Origin of the sequence: Nocardioides epinepheli (assembly GCF_037936805.1) — a bacterium.
Lineage (GTDB): Bacteria > Actinomycetota > Actinomycetes > Propionibacteriales > Nocardioidaceae > Nocardioides.
In genome coordinates, this window is record NZ_JBBMMC010000008.1 from 79,244 (window position 1) to 95,630 (window position 16,387).

Below are 16,387 nucleotides of genomic sequence, written 5' to 3' on the forward strand. Positions count from 1 at the left end.
CCAGTCAAGAGGCCGCCGACTGCCGAACCTGCTGCGCGTGACCCCGCGTCCGAAGGATTGCATGGTCGGACAACATTGGCCGGACCGAAGGCGGCGGCTCGACCCGGCAGTCAGCCGTCATGCCTTCGGGCAGCCGGACGAACAGATGGTCCAACTCTGGAGCGCAGCAAGAGTGTCCCGAGATCTGCGGCGTACCGGCTTCGGCCAGGGAAACCCCTCGGGGCCTCGCTGTTCGCCAGGATCGGCTTCCCACCCACGCCGCGCCCCTGATCGCCCGCCGCCTTGAGTTCAGAACACATTCTGAACTACCATGGTGCCCATGAGCACCGCCACCAAGCCTCGGACCACGTTTCAGTCCTCCGAGTTGAGCCGATCCTCGGCCGAGGTCTTCGCAGCCGCGGCCGATCAGCCGGTGCACGTCACGCGCCGCGACGGCGAGCCCCTGGTGCTCATGACCGAGTCCGAGGACCGCGCCCGAAGCGAACTCCTCGCCCTGGCCGGCCAGTTGATCGCGGTCGCGACCTGTGGGGACGGGCCGCTGGCCGATCGGATGGCGGATCACTTCGGCTGGATGCTGGCGCTGAGCGCCGAGGACCGCGCCGCGGCCGCCGACGACATCCTTCAGGCCGCACGAGCCTCGTTCGCCACCGGCCAGTCCCACCTGGCGATGGCTGAGCTGCTGTCCTGGCGGGAGACCGCGACGGCGCTGGCCGCTGGCCTGGGCCACACCCCGGTCGAGTGGCTCGACGAGGCCGAACCCGTCGAGCGCCCCTGATCCGCCCAACGCATGGCGAACAAGTCCAAGGTCGAGCGCCCCACGAAGCGCAGCGAGTACGAGATCCAGTACGCGACGAATGACGCCATCAAGGGCTGGCGAGACCTGGTCGCGACCACCAGGGGGCCCCTGGTCGATGCCTGGGACTTCCTGACGCGGACACCGCTGGAGGTCACCCCGTTCAACTACCCGCTGAAGGGGGAGCTCGGGACGGTTCGGCGCAACGGCGTCGAGTTCGAGCGTTGGCAGCACAAGCCGACGCTCAAGGGCAGTGCTCGAATCTGGTTCTACGTCGACGGTCAGACCGTGTACCTCGAACAGGTGCACACCAGCCATCCGAATCAGACCAAGTAGCGCTCGGCTCAGGCTGCGTCAGTTGGCTTCGCGCAGCGGGGCAGGCCGGGGCAGCAAGCCGAAGAGCCGATCGAGGGTCGGCCGCAGATCCGGCGCGATCGGTCGCTTGCCGACGTAGTGCTGGTAGGTGATCGACCCATCGGAATGCGCGAGCTGCTCGCGCGCGGCGTCGAGTCCGACGTCGTGGGTGAGCAGTGTTCCGACGGTGCGTCGCCGCGTATGCGGGGAGATGATCTCGTCCTCACCCAAGCCGAGGCATTCGTTGCCTCGGCTCGCATTGCGGAGCCGGGTGCGGATGTTCGCGGGGTTGAGTCAGTTGCCAGTCCGGGAGGCGAAGACGGGATCGTCGAGACGTCGCCACTTGGTCGTCTTACGGCGCTCGATCAGCATCCGCGCGACATGGTCGGGCAGGTACAGGGTGCGTTCGTTCCGGGTCTTGGTGAAGTCCTGCCGGTGCAGCTTCTTCACGTACCCCCGACGCGGCTCCACCAGCGTCCCGCAGATGTGAACCATGGGTTCGTTGCCGGTCAGGTCGCTGAGGTCGCGCTACCGGACTCCCAGCCCTTCACCGTCGCGGCAGCCGGTTCCGAGCAGGAAGTCGACGACGTCCATCAAGTCACGGTTCGGCCCGCGCTTCCCCGGGATGCGCTGGACGTCAGGTCTCACGAGGTGCCGCAGGTGCAACGCCTGGTCGACGGCGAGGTGGTCGATGTCGCCGTTCCGGCTGGACTTGCGTCTCGCGGTCCTCGCGACACTATCCATCGGATTCGCGTCGATGGCCCCGTACTTCACCGCCAGGTCGAACATGCCCCTTCAGCGCGGTGCGCATCTGACCGGTCGACCGGCCGCCCGGCTTCGTGGGCAGGCGTCCGTAGCGCTCGCCACGCTGAATGACTCCCAGCGCGCCCTCCAGCCGCTGGACGGTGACCTCGGCGAGGCGCAACTCCCCGAGCGCCTTCGTGACTGCCTCCGTCTCAGTCCGGTAGGCCGCAAGGGTCTGCGGCGCGAGCGGCTCGCCGGTTCGGACCTTGCCGTGGGTCTCTCGGTGCTTCAGCCAGATCGAGGCGAGTTCCCCGAGGGTGGTAGTCGGTCTGATCTCGCCGGCACCCCGGCCAGCCCCGCTGGTCCAGCTTCTCCTTGAACCGGCGGCGAGCCTGCCCCTCCGTGTCGCCGGTCGCGGAGACCTCGCGTCGGGCGCCGTCCCGGTCGCGGACCTTCACTCGAGCCTGCCACCGGTCGCCGTATGGGACTGTCCAGACCTCGCCGTGTTCCCCCATCGGGAGACGGTTCTGCGCCATCAGGGCCCTGCCGGCCTCGGCCTGCTCCGCCAGCCACTCGCGGAGATCCTCGCTGCGGTACCGCACGTGGCGGCCGATGTGCATGCAGACAGGGCCGCGGCGATCACGGCGCCACCATTCCAGAGTCTTCAAGGGCACTCCGAGCACGGCGGCGGCCCCGGCGGTGTTCAGGACGCACCCGCCCAGGGGTACCTGCCTGCCGATCGGGGCCTAGACATCGTGGGTCTGCATCTGGTCAACGTTGTTCGGTGTCTCGTTCATGTGACTCTATGCCGCTGGCGCGGCTACCGGCGGCGGAAGAGTCGACGGGGACGACGAAATCGTCCGATCAAACGGCGGAATAGCGGCGGAATCCGCGCTCGGACGGCCTCAGAAACGACTCAGCCCCCAACCTGCGTTTGCGCTGGTCAGGGGCCGAATCAGATGGAGCCGCCTGTCGGAATCGAACCGACGACCTAATCATTACGAGTGATTCGCTCTACCGACTGAGCTAAGGCGGCCTGCTGCCGAGGCAGCGGGACGAGTATAGGGACCGGCCACGCACGGCGCGGAATCGGCAGGCCCGGCCGCTATCGGGCCGTCCTAGCCAGGGCTCAAGTCGCGGCTGCGGACAGCCGAGACAACAGATGCTCGCCGTTCTCGGTTCCCCCCACGCCGGAGTTCCTACGTGTCCGTCGCCGCCGCGCCCCCGTCCGTACCGACGCCTGCCGACGGCGTCCGCGACGCCGAACCCACGACGTCGCGGCGCGGACTCGCCCGCGGTGTGATCGGCGGCCTCGCGGTCGCGGCGGTCGCCCCGCTGGTGACCGCCGAGGAGGCCGAGGCGGTCACCCGAGCGCACCGGCGCAAGTGCAAGCACTGGCACCGGTGTGCCAGGCACCGGTGGCACACGTGCCGGCACAAGCACCGCTGCAAGCACCGCTTCCACAAGGCCAAGCCGCCGGCCACGACCGACCCCGGCACACCCGAGACGCCGGTGGACCCTCCCCCGGTGGACCCGCCGCCGGTCGACACGGGTGACCCCGACTTCGTCGTCTCCCCCATCCCGACCGCGGAGTCGCTGCACCTGGGCAACCGCTTCACCTACGGCATGACGCCGGCGCTGCACGCGCAGATGAAGAAGCACGGCAGCCCGCAGGCGTGGTTCGAGGCGCAGCTGAACCCCTCGGCGATCGGCGACGCCAAGGCCGACGCGATGCAGACGTGGTGGCTCTCGATCAACCTCGACGCCACCGCGATCGCCCAGCGCGACAAGGACGAGATCGAGGGCGGCTGGATGGCGATGGCCAACTACGCCCGCTGGTGCCTGCTGCGCCGCATCTACTCCCAGCGCCAGGTGCTGGAGGTGATGGCCGAGTTCTGGGAGAACCACCTGCACATCCCGCTCAACGACGACGGCGTCTACACCTACCGCGCCGACTACGGGAAGGTCATCCGGTCCCACGCACTCGGCCGATTCGACCAGATGCTGCGCGCAGCGATCACCCACCCGGCCATGGGCATCTCGCTCGACAACGCCCGCTCGACCAAGAAGGCGCCGAACGAGAACCTCGGCCGCGAGCTCCTCGAGCTCCACACCGTCGGCCGCGGCAACCACACCGAGGACGACGTCAAGAACTCCGCCAGGATCCTCACCGGCTACCGGGTCGAGCTCTGGACCACCTGGAGGTCCTACTACGACCTCAACAGCCACTGGACCGGGCCGGTGCGCGTCCTCGACTTCACGCACCCCAACGCCGACGCCGACGGCCGCGCCGTCACCGACGCCTACCTCACCTACCTCGCCAAGCACCCGCGGACCGCCGAGCGGATCGCGCGCAAGCTCGCCACCCGGTTCGTCTCCGACTCGCCGTCCGAGGCGCTGGTCAGCCGCCTCGCCGACGTCTACCTCGCCTCCGACACCGCCATCAAGCCGGTGCTCCTGGCGCTGGTCGCCTCGGAGGAGTTCAAGGCCTCGGCCGGGCTCAAGGTCCGCACGCCCACCGACGACGTCGTCGCGACCCATCGCGTGATGCGCACCGAGATCGCCAAGCCGGTCGACGACAACTCCACGGCGAACTCGATGCTGTGGCAGACCACCGCCATCGGCCACTCGCCCTTCGCCTGGGCGCGTCCCGACGGCCCCCCGGAGCGTGCCGGCGCCTGGTCGTCGACGTCCCGGCTGCTCGCCTCCTTCGACATCCACTACTCGATGGCCGGCGGCTGGTGGCCCAAGAAGGACGCCACCTACCCGACCTACGCCTCGTGGCTGCCGGCCCCGACCGTGCGCTTCGACGCCTTCGTCGACCACCTGTCGCGGCAGGTCCTCGGCAAGGCCGCACCCGCCCGGCTGGTCCAGGCCTGCTCGGAGGCCGTCGGCGTCGCCCCGGCCACGAGCGTCGACAAGGACCACGCGGTGGCCCGTTGGAAGTTCCCGCTCCTACTGACCACTCTGCTCGACACCCCCGACCACCTGCACCGCTGACGCGGCGCGCCGCCACCTGGCGAACACGGAGAGAGACCCATGGCCGACGCCCCCTGCTGCGACGACTTCCGACGCACCTCGCGCCGCTCCTTCCTGCGCGGCGCGCTGGCGGTCGGCGGCGCCGCCACCGTCGCCTACGGGACGGCGTTCACCCAGACGTCGTACGCGGCCACGGGAAGCGCGGAGCGGGTCCTGGTCGTGGTGTCGATGCGCGGCGCGTGCGACGGCCTGAGCCTCGTCGTGCCCCACGCCGACCCGACCTACTACGCCGCCCGGCCCCGCATCTCCGTGGCCGCCAGCTCGCTGCTCGCCAAGGACGGCATGTTCGGACTCCACCCGTCGCTGGCGCCGCTGCTCCCGCTGTGGAACGCCGGCAAGATGGCGGCCGTCCACGCCACCGGCCTTCCCTCGCCGAACCGGTCGCACTTCGCTGCGATGGAGGATCTCGAGGACGCCGATCCGGGCTCGGCCGCCCGGGTCGGCTGGCTCAACCGGCTCGTCGGCCGCGACGGCGTCGGCTCCCCGATCGAGGCGATCCAGATGGGCGGCGGCGTGCCGAGCACCGCGGTGCTCGGCCCACAACCGACCCTGGTGACCTCGGGGATCGACCAGGTCAAGCTGCCCGGCGCGACGACCGCCACCGAGATCGCGGCTCGACGGCGCTCCCTGTCGACCGCATGGGCGGGAAGCGACGGCGCCCTGGGGACCGGCTTCCGCTCGACCCTCGACGTCATCGACGAGTTCGCTCCCGTGCACGCCACCTCCGCGACCCCCGCCAACGGGGCGGTCTACCCGCGCGGCGACCTCGCCCAGGCACTGCAGGACTCCGCCCGCACGATCCGCGCCGACGTCGGCGCCGAGGTGATCACCGTCGACCACGGGTCGTGGGACCACCACACCGGCATCGGCACCATCGCGAGCGGCAACCTGAAGAACATGGCCGACGAGTGGGCCGGCGCGATCGCGGCGTTCTTCAAGGACCTCGGCCCGCTGGCCGACAAGGTCACGCTCGTCACGATCAGCGAGTTCGGACGCCGGGTGGCCGAGAACGCCAACCAGGGCCTCGACCACGGCTACGGCAACGTGATGTTCCTGATGGGCGCGGGCGTGAAGGGCGGGCGCTACTACGGCCGCTGGCCCGGCCTGACCAACACCACCGACGCCGACCTGCTGGTCACCACCGACTACCGCAGCGTTCTCTCCGAGGTCGTCACCACCCGCCTCGACGCCTCGAGCGCGGAGGTGTTCCCCGGCTTCCAGCCCGAGTCGATCGGTGCGATGACGTCGCTCTGACGCGCCGGCCGGGCGACGGCCGGCTGGGCGACGGCCGGCTGGGCGACGGCCGGCTGGAGGCCGTCGAACCGTGCTGGTCTGTGCGATCGCGCCGGTACGGATCGTGCGGAGCGGCGGAGGTGAGACCCGTTCCGCGCAATTGCGCCGAATGGTGCAGTGCGAGAGCCCAGAGCCGACCCGAACCGCGCAATTGCGCCGAACGGTGCAGCCCGAGAGCCCAGAGCCGACCCGAACCGCGCAATTGCGCCGAACGGTGCAGTGCGAGACCCCAAAACCGACCCGAACCGCGCAATTGCGCCGAACGGGCCGGTACCGAGAGCCGGAAAGGGGGACGATCAGGCAGCCGGGACGGCGACGCGCTCGGACTCGGCGAGGCGGCCGGTGAGCTTCGTCTGCGGCTCGCCGCACCAGCAGGTGAAGGCGACGATGATGCCGTGGTCGGTGTTGACGAGGTCGGTGATCTGGCTCGGGAAGTTCAGTTGACGCTTCCCGCACGCGGTGCAGGTGTGGAGGAACATGACTCAATTGTGCGTCCCGGAAGATTCCAGGGGTAGCCTTGGTTTCCAGCACGAGCCACAGGAAAATCCTTGAGATGTGGCGGGTGCCACGACAGCGGCCACCAGGAGCCCCAGAATGCTCTCCCTGCATCAGCTGACCTGCTTCCTCGCCACCTACGAGCACGGCTCGCTCACCGCGGCCGCCGAGGAGCTCGGCTACGCGCAACCCTCGGTCTCCGAGCAGGTGCGAGCGTTGGAGAAGTCCCTGGGGGTCACTCTCTTCCGCCGGGTCGGCCGCGGCGTCGTCCCGACCACGATCGCCGACACCCTGCGCCCGCACGCCGAGCGGGTGCTGGCCGCCGTCGGCGAGGCCCAGGACGCCGTGCGCAGCGCCCGCTCGTTCGAGACCGGCACCATCCGCTTCGGGATGTTCGGCGTGGCCCGCCTCTACGCCGGCGCCGGGCTCATCGCCGACGTGCTAGCCCGCCATCCCGGCGTCCGCGTGGAGCTGGTCGGCCAGAACTCCACCCAGACCGCCGAGGACCTGCGCCGCGGCCGGCTCGAGGCCGCGATGCTCGCGGTGTCGGGGGTACGCAGCGAGGGGATCACGATCACCCCGGTCGCCCGCGAGGAGCTCGTCTACGTCAGCGCCGACCCCGAGCGGATCGCCTCCCCCGTCACCGCGCATCGCCTGGCGCAGGCGCCGCTGGTGATGCACGAGACCACCTGGCGCGCCGAGGACTCCACCCGGATCCTGCTGCGCCAGATGCTGCACGAGACCGGGCGCAACCCGCAGACCCGGATCGAGGTCGAGGACGTCGAGACCGCCGTCGAGCTGGCCGGCCTCGGCCTGGGCGACACCGTCGTCCCGCGCGGCGCGGCCGAGCAGCTGGTCCCGCGCCTCGCGCCGAACGCCGGGTGGGTCTCCCTTCGCCCGCGGCTGTGGGACACCTTCGCGGTGGTGCACCGCACCGGCGCCGTGCTCTCCCCCGCCGCCCAGCTGATGATCGAGCTCGCCACCGCCCGGATCCGCCAGATGGCCGAGCCGCTCGGGACCTCGTGAGCCGTCGCCTGCCCGGGATAGTCCCGGGACTTTGGGTTGCCAGATTGGTCCGCGAGCAACCCAAAGTCCCGGGACTATCCCGCCGGGCGCACTTTCTCCGGCACTCCCAGGTGTCTCCTAGGTGGGTCTGGGAACCTTGGGGTCATGTCGGCTGAACAGGAGCGGGAGGTCGCCGAGGCATCGGCCATCCTCGAACGCGCGCTGATCGAGGTGAAGAAGGTCGTCGTCGGCCAGGACGCGATGGTCGAGCGGATGGTGGTGGGGCTGCTGGCCCGCGGCCACATCCTGCTCGAGGGCGTCCCCGGTGTGGCCAAGACGCTGGCGGTGCGCACCCTGGCCGACGTCGTCGGCGGATCCTTCGCGCGGCTGCAGTTCACCCCCGACCTGATGCCCGGCGACATCACCGGCACCCGCGTATGGCGGGCCAGCAGCGAGCGCTTCGACGTCGAGCTCGGCCCGATCTTCGCCAACCTCGTGCTGGCCGACGAGATCAACCGGGCGCCGGCGAAGGTGCAGTCGGCGTTGCTGGAGGCGATGGCCGAGAGGCAGGTCTCGATCGCCGGCACCAGCTACCGGCTGCCCGAGCCGTTCCTCGTGCTCGCCACCCAGAACCCGGTGGAGTCCGAGGGCGTCTACCGGCTCCCCGAGGCGCAGCGCGACCGCTTCCTCCTCAAGATCGACGTGCCCTACCCCAGCGGCCAGGAGGAGTTCACGATCCTGCACCGGATGTCGGTCAAGCCGCCGGCCGCCGACCCCGTGCTCGACCCCGGCGAGGTGATGCGCCTCCAAGACGTCGCCGACGGGCTGTTCGTGCACCACGCGGTCGCCTCCTACCTGGTGAACCTCACCGTCGCCACCCGCTCCCCCGAGCGCTACGGCCTCGCGCATCTGCGCGGCGCGATCGAGCTCGGCGTGAGCCCCCGCGCCTCGCTGGGGATGCTCGCCGCCGGCCGCGCCCTCGCCCTCCTGCGCGGCCGCTCCTACGTGCTGCCCGGCGACATCGCCGAGGTGGCCTCCGACGTGATGAGCCACCGGCTCCTGCTCTCCTTCGACGCGATCGCCGACGGCGCCGACCCCCGCGCGATCATCCGGGAGATCGTGGCCACGGTGCCGCAGCCGACGATCGCCACGCGCGAGTCCGGCGGACCCCGACCCGGCATGGTCGACGCCGCGGGCGCCCCCGCGGGCGTCGGCGGCGGGGGAACCGTGGTGAAGAACGCTCCGACGCTCCCCCTGGGTCCCGAAGGTCCGCCCAGCTCGTGAGCCGGACCAGCGCGATCCCCCTCGGCTCGACCACGCCCGAGGCGATCTTCGATGCGCTCGACCTCGCCGTGCGTCGACGGCTGCCCGGCCGCCTGCACGGCGACAAGCTCGGCCTGCGGCTCGGCTCGGGGTCGGACCCCGAGGAGGTCGTGCGCTACCGGCCGGGTGCCGACGACGTCCGGCGGATCGACTGGAACGTCACCGCGCGCGCCACCGAGCCCTATGTGTGGCGCCCCCTCGCCGAGCACGAGCTCGAGACGTGGGTGCTGGTCGACGACACCGCGAGCATGTCGTTCGGCTCGGTGCAGCTGGAGAAGCGACAGATCGCCGACGGCGTCACCGCCGCGATCGCGTTGCTGACCCAGGGCCCCGGCAACCGGCTCGGCACCGCGCACCTCACCGACGCCGGGCTCACCTGGTCGGCGCCGGTCCCGTCCCGGGCCGCCGCGCACCGGGCCCTGCGCCGGCATCGCCGCACTCCCCACGGCTCGGCCGATCTCGGGCTCGCCCAGGCCCTGCGCACCTTCGCCACCCGTCACCCGCGCCCGGGAGTGCGCGTCGTCGTCACAGACTTCGTCGAGCCCGACGGCCGGCTCGAGCGGCCGTTCACGTGGGAGGTGCCCCTGCGCAGGCTCGCCGCCGCGCACGAGACGCTCGTGGTCGAGGTGGTCGATCCACGCGAGCTCACCCTCCCCGACGTCGGCGCCGTCACCCTCGAGGACCCCGAGACCGGACGCCGTCGCGAGGTGTTCACCTCCGACCGCGGCCTGCGCGACCGCTACGCCGCCGCCGCGGCCGCCCACCGCGGCGCGACGTCGGAGGCCGTGCGCGCAGCCCGGGCCGGCCACGTGATCCTGCGCACCGACCGCGACTGGGTCCGCGACCTCGCCCGCTTCGTCAATGGCGCCCCCATGCGGCGGAGGCACCCGTGACCCTCAACCCGATGCTCTCCCTCGCCTCCCCGGGCTGGCTCTGGCTGCTGGTGCCGGTGGCGCTGCTGGCCGTCGCCTACCTCGTGCAGCAGGCCCGCCGCAGCCGCTACAGCGTGCGCTTCGCGACCCTGCCGATGCTCGAACGACTCGTTCCCAAGCAGCCGTCGTGGCGCAGGCACGTGCCGGCCGTCCTGCTCCTGCTGGCCTTCGTGGGCCTCAGCGTCGCGGCCGCGCGGCCGCAGATCGACCAAGAGGTGCCCCGCGAGCGGGCCACGGTCATCGTGACCGTCGACGTGTCCCTCTCGATGGAGGCCACCGACGTCTCGCCCGACCGGCTCACCGCCGCACGCGAGGCCGCGACGTCGTTCATCTCCGGCCTGCCCGACGGCTTCAACGTGGGCGTGGTGGCCTTCGCCGGCACCGCCACGGTCCTCGCCCAGGCCACCCCGGACCACGACGCTGCCATCGCCGCCCTCGACCGCCTCGAGCTCGGCCGGGGCACCGCCATCGGCGACGGCGTCCTGACCTCCCTCGCCCAGGTCGAGGCGGCCGGCCAGGCCGCCGGGACCACCGCCGACGGCGAGCCGGTGCCCGCCCACATCGTGCTGCTCAGTGACGGCACCAACACCGCAGGCGCCAGCGTCGAGCAGGCCGCGGCCGCGGCGGTCGACGCCGACGTCCCGGTCTCGACCATCGCCTACGGCACCGAGAACGGCACCGTCGTCGTCGACGGCGAGACGGTGCCGGTGCCCGTCGACCAGCCCTCGCTCGACGCGCTCGCCGAGGCCACCGGGGGCACAGGCTATGCGGCCGAGACGGCCGACGAGCTCGACCAGGTCTACGAGAACATCCAGACCTCGATCGGCTACCGCACCGAGCAGCGCGACATCACACCGTGGTGGATCGCCGGCTCGATGCTGGTGGCGATGCTCGCGGCGGCCCTGTCGTTGGCGTGGTTCTCCCGCCTGCCTTGACCTACACCGATCGCCCCGCAAGGGTGATCTGACGTCAGAGCATCGGCCGGACCTCCGGGCGGTTCGATGCGGATCCGGGTGACAGGAGTGGGTTCAGCGGTGGGCGATCTCTACATCGACGGCGAGTGGCGCTCGGCGCAGAGCGGTGAGAAGCGGCAGATCCGCTGTCCGGCCAATGGCGAGCTCGTCGCCGAGGTCGACGAGGCGGGCGCAGCGGACACCGAGGCCGCCATCGCCGCGGCGGCGCGCGCCTTCCACGAGGGCCCATGGCCCCGCACGACCGCACGCGAGCGGGGAGACCTCCTGCTCCGCGTGGCCGACCTGCTGCGGCGCGATAAGGCCGAGCTGGCCCGGATGGAGGCACTCGACACCGGCAAGAGGCTCGTCGAGGCGGAGTTCGACATCGACGACATCATCGGCGTCTTCGGCCACTACGGTCGCACCGCCGACCAGGACGCCGGCCGCGTCGTCGACACCGGGAACCCCGACGTCATCAGCCGCATCGTGTACGAGCCGATCGGCGTGTGCGGGCTGATCGCACCGTGGAACTATCCGCTGCTCCAGGTGTCGTGGAAGGTGGCACCCTGCCTCGCCGCAGGCAACACCTTCGTGCTCAAGCCGAGCGAGCTCACCCCGCACACCTCCATGCATCTGATGCGACTCCTCGAGGAGGCCGGGCTCCCCGCCGGCGTCGGCAACCTGGTGCTCGGCGCCGGGCCGGACGCCGGAGCACCGCTCTCGCAGGACCCGCGGGTCGACCTGGTGTCCTTCACCGGGGGCCTGGCCACCGGCAGGCAGATCATGGCGGCCGCCGCCGGCACGGTGAAGAAGGTCGCGCTGGAGCTGGGCGGGAAGAACCCCAACATCGTCTTCGCCGACGCCGACCTCGACGTCGCCCTCGACTACGCGCTCACCGCGGTGTTCCTGCACTCCGGCCAGGTCTGCTCCGCCGGGGCGCGGCTGGTGGTCGAGGAGTCGATCCACGACTCGTTCGTCGACGCGCTGGTCGACCGGGCGCGGCGGATCCGGCTCGGTGGCCCCTTCGACGAGCAGGCCGAGACCGGTCCGCTCACCAGCGCCGCACACCGCGACAAGGTCGAGGCCTATGTGGCCGCCGGGCTCGCCGAGGGCGCCGTGCTCCGATGCGGCGGGGCCCGACCCGACGATCCCGCGCTGGCCGACGGGTTCTACTACCTCCCGACCGTCCTCGACCGGTGCCGCAGCGACATGTCGGTGACCCAGGACGAGTCCTTCGGCCCCGTGCTCACGGTGGAGACCTTCACCGACGAGGACGACGCCGTCCGGATCGCCAACGACAGCATCTACGGGCTCGCCGGCGCGGTGTGGACCCAGGACGCCGGCCGCAGCCAGCGCGTCGCCGGGCGACTGCGGATGGGCACCGTCTGGATCAACGACTACCACCCCTACGTGCCGCAGGCGGAGTGGGGCGGCTACAAGCAGTCGGGCACCGGCCGCGAGCTCGGCGTCGCCGGACTGGACGAGTACCGCGAGGCCAAGCACATCTGGCAGAACATCGACCCCCAAGAGCAGCGGTGGTTCTCCGGCTGACCCCCATCGGCCCTCCACGAGCGCGTACCGACGAAAGGCAGAGGAACCCGTGAGCACTGACCAGTACGACATCGTCATCGTGGGCGGAGGCTCCGCCGGGTGCGCCCTGGCGAACCGGCTGTCCACCGACCCGGGCACCAGCGTCCTGCTCCTGGAGGCCGGGCGCACCGACTACCGGTTCGACCCGTTCATCAACATGCCCGCGGCACTGCCGATCCCGATCGGCAACAGCCTCTACGACTGGAAGTACGAGACCGACCCCGAGCCGCACATGGGCGGCCGCCGGGTCTTCCACGCCCGCGGCAAAGTGCTCGGTGGGTCCAGCAGCATCAACGGGATGATCTTCCAGCGCGGCAACCCGATGGACTTCAACCGCTGGGCGAGCGACCCGGGCATGGAGACCTGGGACTACCTGCACTGCCTGCCGTACTTCAAGCGGATGGAGACCTGTCTGGCCGGCGCCGACCTGTGGCGCGGCGGCAGCGGGCCGCTCAAGCTCGAGCGCGGCCCGGGCACCAACCCGCTCTTCGGCGCCTTCTTCGAGGCCGTCCAGCAGGCCGGCTATCCCCTCACCGACGACGTCAACGGCTACCGCCAGGAGGGTTTCGCCAAGTTCGACCGCAACATCTACCGGGGCCGACGCTGGTCGGCGGCGCGCGCCTACCTCGACCCGGTCAAGAGCCGGAAGAACCTCACCATCGAGACCCTCGCCTTCGCGACCAGGATCAACTTCGAGGGCAAGCGAGCGGTCGGGGTCGACTACGTCCGCGGCGGCCGGCTGTCGCGCAGCGTCCGCGCCGGCGAGGTCATCCTCTGCGGCGGCGCCATCAACAGCCCGCAGCTGCTCCAGCTCTCCGGCGTCGGCGACGAGAGTCTCCTGCGCGGCCTCGGCATCGACGTCGTCCACCACTCGCCGGGTGTCGGAGAGAACCTCCAGGACCACCTGGAGGTCTACATCCAGCACGCCGCGCTCCAGCCGGTCTCGATCGCGCCGGGCCTGCGGATGCGCGCCCGCCCGAAGATCGCCTTCCAGTGGCTCTTCGGGCACGGCGGGCTCGGCGCCTCGAACCACTTCGAGGGCGGCGGCTTCGCCCGCAGCAACGACGAGGTCGACTGGCCCAACCTGATGTTCCACTTCCTGCCGGTGGCCATCCGCTACGACGGCTCCCAGCCCGAAGGGCTCAAGACCGGCGAGCACGGCTACCAGGTGCACATCGGACCGATGTACGCCGACACCCGCGGCTGGGTGCGGATCAACTCCACCGACCCGCGGGTCCACCCCTCACTGCGCTTCAACTACCTCTCCACGCCGACCGACCGCAAGGAGTGGGTCGAGGCGATCCGGGTGGCTCGCCACATCCTCGGGCAGCCGGCCTTCGCGCCCTTCAACGGCGGCGAGGTCTCGCCCGGGCCGGGCGTCGAGACCGATCAGGAGATCCTCGACTGGGTCGCGGCCGACGCCGAGACCGCCCTGCACCCCTCGTGCTCGGCCAAGATGGGCGTCGATGAGATGTCGGTGGTCGACCCGCTGACCATGAAGGTGCACGGCACCGAGGGACTGCGGGTCGTCGACGCCTCGGTCTTCCCCTATGTCACCAACGGCAACATCTACGCCCCGGTGATGATGGTCGCGGAGAAGGCGGCCGACCTGATCGCCGGCAACACCCCGCTCGAGGCCGTCGAGGTGCCCTACTACCGCTACCGCGACCACACTCCGCTCTACCCGCCCGGCGACCCGCGCAACCTGACGCCGTCGCGAGGACTCGAGGGATGAGCCGGCACCTGCCCGAGCCCGCGGGCTCGCTGGGCGAGCCCGCGGCCGACGTCGACCTCGCCGATCTGGAGAAGCCGACCCTCAACAAGGTCGTGTTCTTCGGCTCCGCCGGCATCGTCACCGCCTTCACCGTCTACACCCTGGCGGCACCCGACAGCGCCTCCAGCGCCATCGGCAAGGTCGTGGAGTGGATCTCGAAGTACTTCGGCTGGTGGTACTTCGCCCTCGGCGCCGCGCTGATCGCCTTCGTGCTCATCGTGTGCCTCTCGCGGTTCGGGCGCTACCGGCTCGGGCCGGAGGAGTCGCGCCCCGAGTACAGCCTGTTCACCTGGACCGCGATGCTCTTCGCCGCCGGCATCGGCGCCGACCTGATGTTCTACTCCGTGGCCGCCCCGGTGGCCCAGTACCTCCACCCCCCGACGGGCGAGGGCGAGACCGTGCGAGCGGCCGAGGAGGCCGTCACGTGGACGCTGTTCCACTACGGCATCACCGGCTGGGCCATGTACGCCGTCATGGGCATGGCCCTGGGCTTCTTCGCCTTCCGGCACGGGATGCCGCTCTCGATCCGGTCCGCCCTCTATCCGATCTTCGGCAAGCGGGTGCAGGGCCGCCTCGGTGACGGCATCGACATCGCCGCCGTGCTCGGCACGATCTTCGGGATCGCGACCTCGCTGGGCATCAGCATCGCCCTGCTGAACGTGGGCCTGGACGTGATGTGGGGCATCGAGCAGGGCAAGGCCGCCCAGCTCGGCCTGGTCGTCGTCGCGGTGGGCCTGGCGACGATCTCGGCGGTCTCGGGCGTCGACAAGGGCATCCGCCGGATCTCCGAGCTCAACGTCGCGCTGTCGCTGGTCCTGATGCTGTACGTGCTGTTCACCGGCCAGACGTCGTTCCTGCTGAACTCCCTGGTGATGAACGTCGGGGAGTACATGAGCCACCTCCCCGGGCTCAGCTTCGACACGATGGCCTACGAGGAGCTCGCCAGCGGCGACGTCTCGGTGTGGAAGAACCTCTGGACGCTCTTCTTCTGGGCGTGGTGGGTGGCCTGGTCGCCGTTCGTCGGCCTGTTTCTCGCCCGGATCTCCCGGGGGCGGACGATCCGGCAGTTCCTGGTCGGGGTGATGATCATCCCGTTCACGTTCATCCTGCTGTGGGTCTCGATCTTCGGCAACAGCGCGCTGGCCCGGATCCGCGGGGGTGATGTGGAGTTCGGCGCGGTCACCGACGGCTCGTTCGAGGCCGGCTTCTACACCTTCCTCGACAACTTCCCGGCCGCCGGCATCTTGATCTTCGTGGCCACCCTGACCGGGTTCCTCTACTACGTCACCTCGGCCGACAGCGGCGCGCTGGTGCTCGGCAACTTCAGCTCCAACCTCCCGCATCCGATGGCGGACTGCACCATTCCGGTGCGGATCTTCTGGTCGCTGGCCATCGGCGCGCTGACCTTGGCGATGATGTTCGCCGGCGGCGACGAATGGCTCACCACCCTGACCAGCGCCACCATCATCATGGGCCTGCCCTTCTCGATCGTGCTCGCGCTGGTCGCCGTCGGGCTCTACCGGTCCTTGCGCCTGGAGGCCTACAAGTCCGAGAGCCTCCAGTTCTCGCTGCCCGGTGCCCTGTCGGCCGGACGTCGATCCGGGACCGGCGCCGGTGCGGGGTCGGTCGCCGAGCGGCTGCGCCACAGCCTGTCCTACCCGACGCTCGCCGAGACCGAGCAGTTCGTCACCGAGGTGGCGCGGCCGGCCCTGGAGGAGGTGGCCGACGCGCTGACCGACCACGGCCTGGTCGCGGAGGTCACCGAGATCCGGCAGGGTGACGCGGTGAGCGGCGTGGCTCTGGTCGCCCAGCTCGAGGGCGAGCCCTCGTTCGTCTACCGCCTGCTGCCGCGGCCGAGCCGGGCGCCGACGTACGCCGTCGGGCGGCTCAGCAAGGAGATCTACTACCGCACCGAGGTGCACCTCGCCGAGGGGACCCAGGGCTACAGCGTGACGGGCTACAGCCACGAGGCGCTGGTCGGCGACGTCCTGGACCAGTACGAGCGGCACCTGTCCTACCTGCACCTGGTCCGGCACGGCAACGACGCGGTGACGCACGACGAGGGAGCCGGGGAGGCGCGCGCCTAGCCGTA

At 70.8% G+C, this 16,387-nt stretch carries 16 protein-coding genes and 1 tRNA gene; 11 read left to right on the top strand and 6 right to left on the bottom strand.

Going from position 1 to position 16,387, the window contains the following annotated elements; translation table 11 throughout:
- Positions 1-319 precede the first annotated feature (319 nt).
- Together WMR31_RS12440 and WMR31_RS12445 are read left to right on the top strand one after the other, a co-directional pair.
- A complete protein-coding gene (locus WMR31_RS12440; protein ID WP_340539158.1) occupies positions 320-775 on the top strand; it encodes a hypothetical protein in 456 nt (151 codons plus the stop codon).
- Between the two features lie 12 nt (positions 776-787).
- Complete coding sequence (locus tag WMR31_RS12445) at positions 788-1,129, top strand: hypothetical protein (protein WP_340539159.1); 342 nt, start codon at positions 788-790, stop codon at positions 1,127-1,129.
- Between the two features lie 18 nt (positions 1,130-1,147).
- On the opposite strand, the gene WMR31_RS12450 is transcribed toward WMR31_RS12445, so the two are convergent.
- The 5 genes from WMR31_RS12450 to WMR31_RS12465 form a co-directional block, all read right to left on the bottom strand.
- On the bottom strand, positions 1,148-1,378 hold the full coding sequence (locus tag WMR31_RS12450) for a site-specific integrase (protein WP_340539160.1): 231 nt from the start codon (positions 1,376-1,378) through the stop codon (positions 1,148-1,150).
- 63 nt (positions 1,379-1,441) lie between these two features.
- Entirely contained in the window at positions 1,442-1,597 is a 156-nt protein-coding gene (locus WMR31_RS12455; RefSeq protein WP_340539161.1) for a hypothetical protein, read from the bottom strand.
- Positions 1,598-1,675: 78 nt separating this feature from the next.
- The gene (locus WMR31_RS12460; RefSeq protein ID WP_340539162.1) at positions 1,676-1,936 is read right to left on the bottom strand and encodes a hypothetical protein; all 261 of its coding nucleotides are present in this window, start codon (positions 1,934-1,936) and stop codon (positions 1,676-1,678) included.
- A gap of 167 nt (positions 1,937-2,103) precedes the next feature.
- Complete coding sequence (locus WMR31_RS22145) at positions 2,104-2,631, bottom strand: helix-turn-helix domain-containing protein (protein ID WP_445321632.1); 528 nt, start codon at positions 2,629-2,631, stop codon at positions 2,104-2,106.
- Between the two features lie 220 nt (positions 2,632-2,851).
- Positions 2,852-2,927: transfer RNA gene (locus WMR31_RS12465), tRNA-Thr, on the bottom strand.
- Between the two features lie 167 nt (positions 2,928-3,094).
- Between WMR31_RS12465 and WMR31_RS12470 the strand changes: the two genes are divergently transcribed.
- Together WMR31_RS12470 and WMR31_RS12475 are read left to right on the top strand one after the other, a co-directional pair.
- Entirely contained in the window at positions 3,095-4,891 is a 1,797-nt protein-coding gene (locus WMR31_RS12470) for a DUF1800 family protein (RefSeq protein WP_340539163.1), read from the top strand.
- Between the two features lie 39 nt (positions 4,892-4,930).
- On the top strand, positions 4,931-6,184 hold the full coding sequence (locus WMR31_RS12475) for a DUF1501 domain-containing protein (RefSeq protein ID WP_340539164.1): 1,254 nt from the start codon (positions 4,931-4,933) through the stop codon (positions 6,182-6,184).
- A 335-nt stretch (positions 6,185-6,519) separates the two neighbouring features.
- On the opposite strand, the gene WMR31_RS12480 is transcribed toward WMR31_RS12475, so the two are convergent.
- On the bottom strand, positions 6,520-6,702 hold the full coding sequence (locus WMR31_RS12480) for a hypothetical protein (protein ID WP_340539165.1): 183 nt from the start codon (positions 6,700-6,702) through the stop codon (positions 6,520-6,522).
- Positions 6,703-6,817: 115 nt separating this feature from the next.
- Here WMR31_RS12480 and WMR31_RS12485 point away from each other — a divergent pair, with 115 nt between their 5' ends.
- The 7 genes from WMR31_RS12485 (at position 6,818) to betT (ending at position 16,382) form a co-directional block, all read left to right on the top strand.
- Positions 6,818-7,744, top strand: coding sequence for a LysR family transcriptional regulator (locus tag WMR31_RS12485; RefSeq protein WP_340539166.1), 927 nt, complete (start codon positions 6,818-6,820; stop codon positions 7,742-7,744).
- Between the two features lie 144 nt (positions 7,745-7,888).
- On the top strand, positions 7,889-9,007 hold the full coding sequence (locus WMR31_RS12490) for an AAA family ATPase (protein ID WP_340539167.1): 1,119 nt from the start codon (positions 7,889-7,891) through the stop codon (positions 9,005-9,007).
- A complete protein-coding gene (locus WMR31_RS12495) occupies positions 9,004-9,939 on the top strand; it encodes a DUF58 domain-containing protein (protein WP_340539168.1) in 936 nt (311 codons plus the stop codon). Before WMR31_RS12490 ends, WMR31_RS12495 begins: the two co-directional genes overlap by 4 nt.
- Positions 9,936-10,913 (top strand): VWA domain-containing protein, encoded by a 978-nt coding sequence (locus WMR31_RS12500; RefSeq protein ID WP_340539169.1) that lies wholly within the window; start codon positions 9,936-9,938, stop codon positions 10,911-10,913. Before WMR31_RS12495 ends, WMR31_RS12500 begins: the two co-directional genes overlap by 4 nt.
- Before the next feature lie 99 nt (positions 10,914-11,012).
- Positions 11,013-12,482, top strand: coding sequence for an aldehyde dehydrogenase family protein (locus WMR31_RS12505; RefSeq protein ID WP_340539171.1), 1,470 nt, complete (start codon positions 11,013-11,015; stop codon positions 12,480-12,482).
- A gap of 49 nt (positions 12,483-12,531) precedes the next feature.
- Positions 12,532-14,256: a choline dehydrogenase gene (betA, locus tag WMR31_RS12510; RefSeq protein ID WP_340539172.1), complete on the top strand. Its 1,725-nt coding sequence runs from the start codon at positions 12,532-12,534 to the stop codon at positions 14,254-14,256.
- The gene (gene betT, locus WMR31_RS12515; RefSeq protein WP_340539173.1) at positions 14,253-16,382 is read left to right on the top strand and encodes a choline BCCT transporter BetT; all 2,130 of its coding nucleotides are present in this window, start codon (positions 14,253-14,255) and stop codon (positions 16,380-16,382) included. The genes betA and betT overlap by 4 nt, the downstream gene beginning before the upstream one ends.
- The last annotated feature ends 5 nt before the right edge of the window (positions 16,383-16,387 follow it).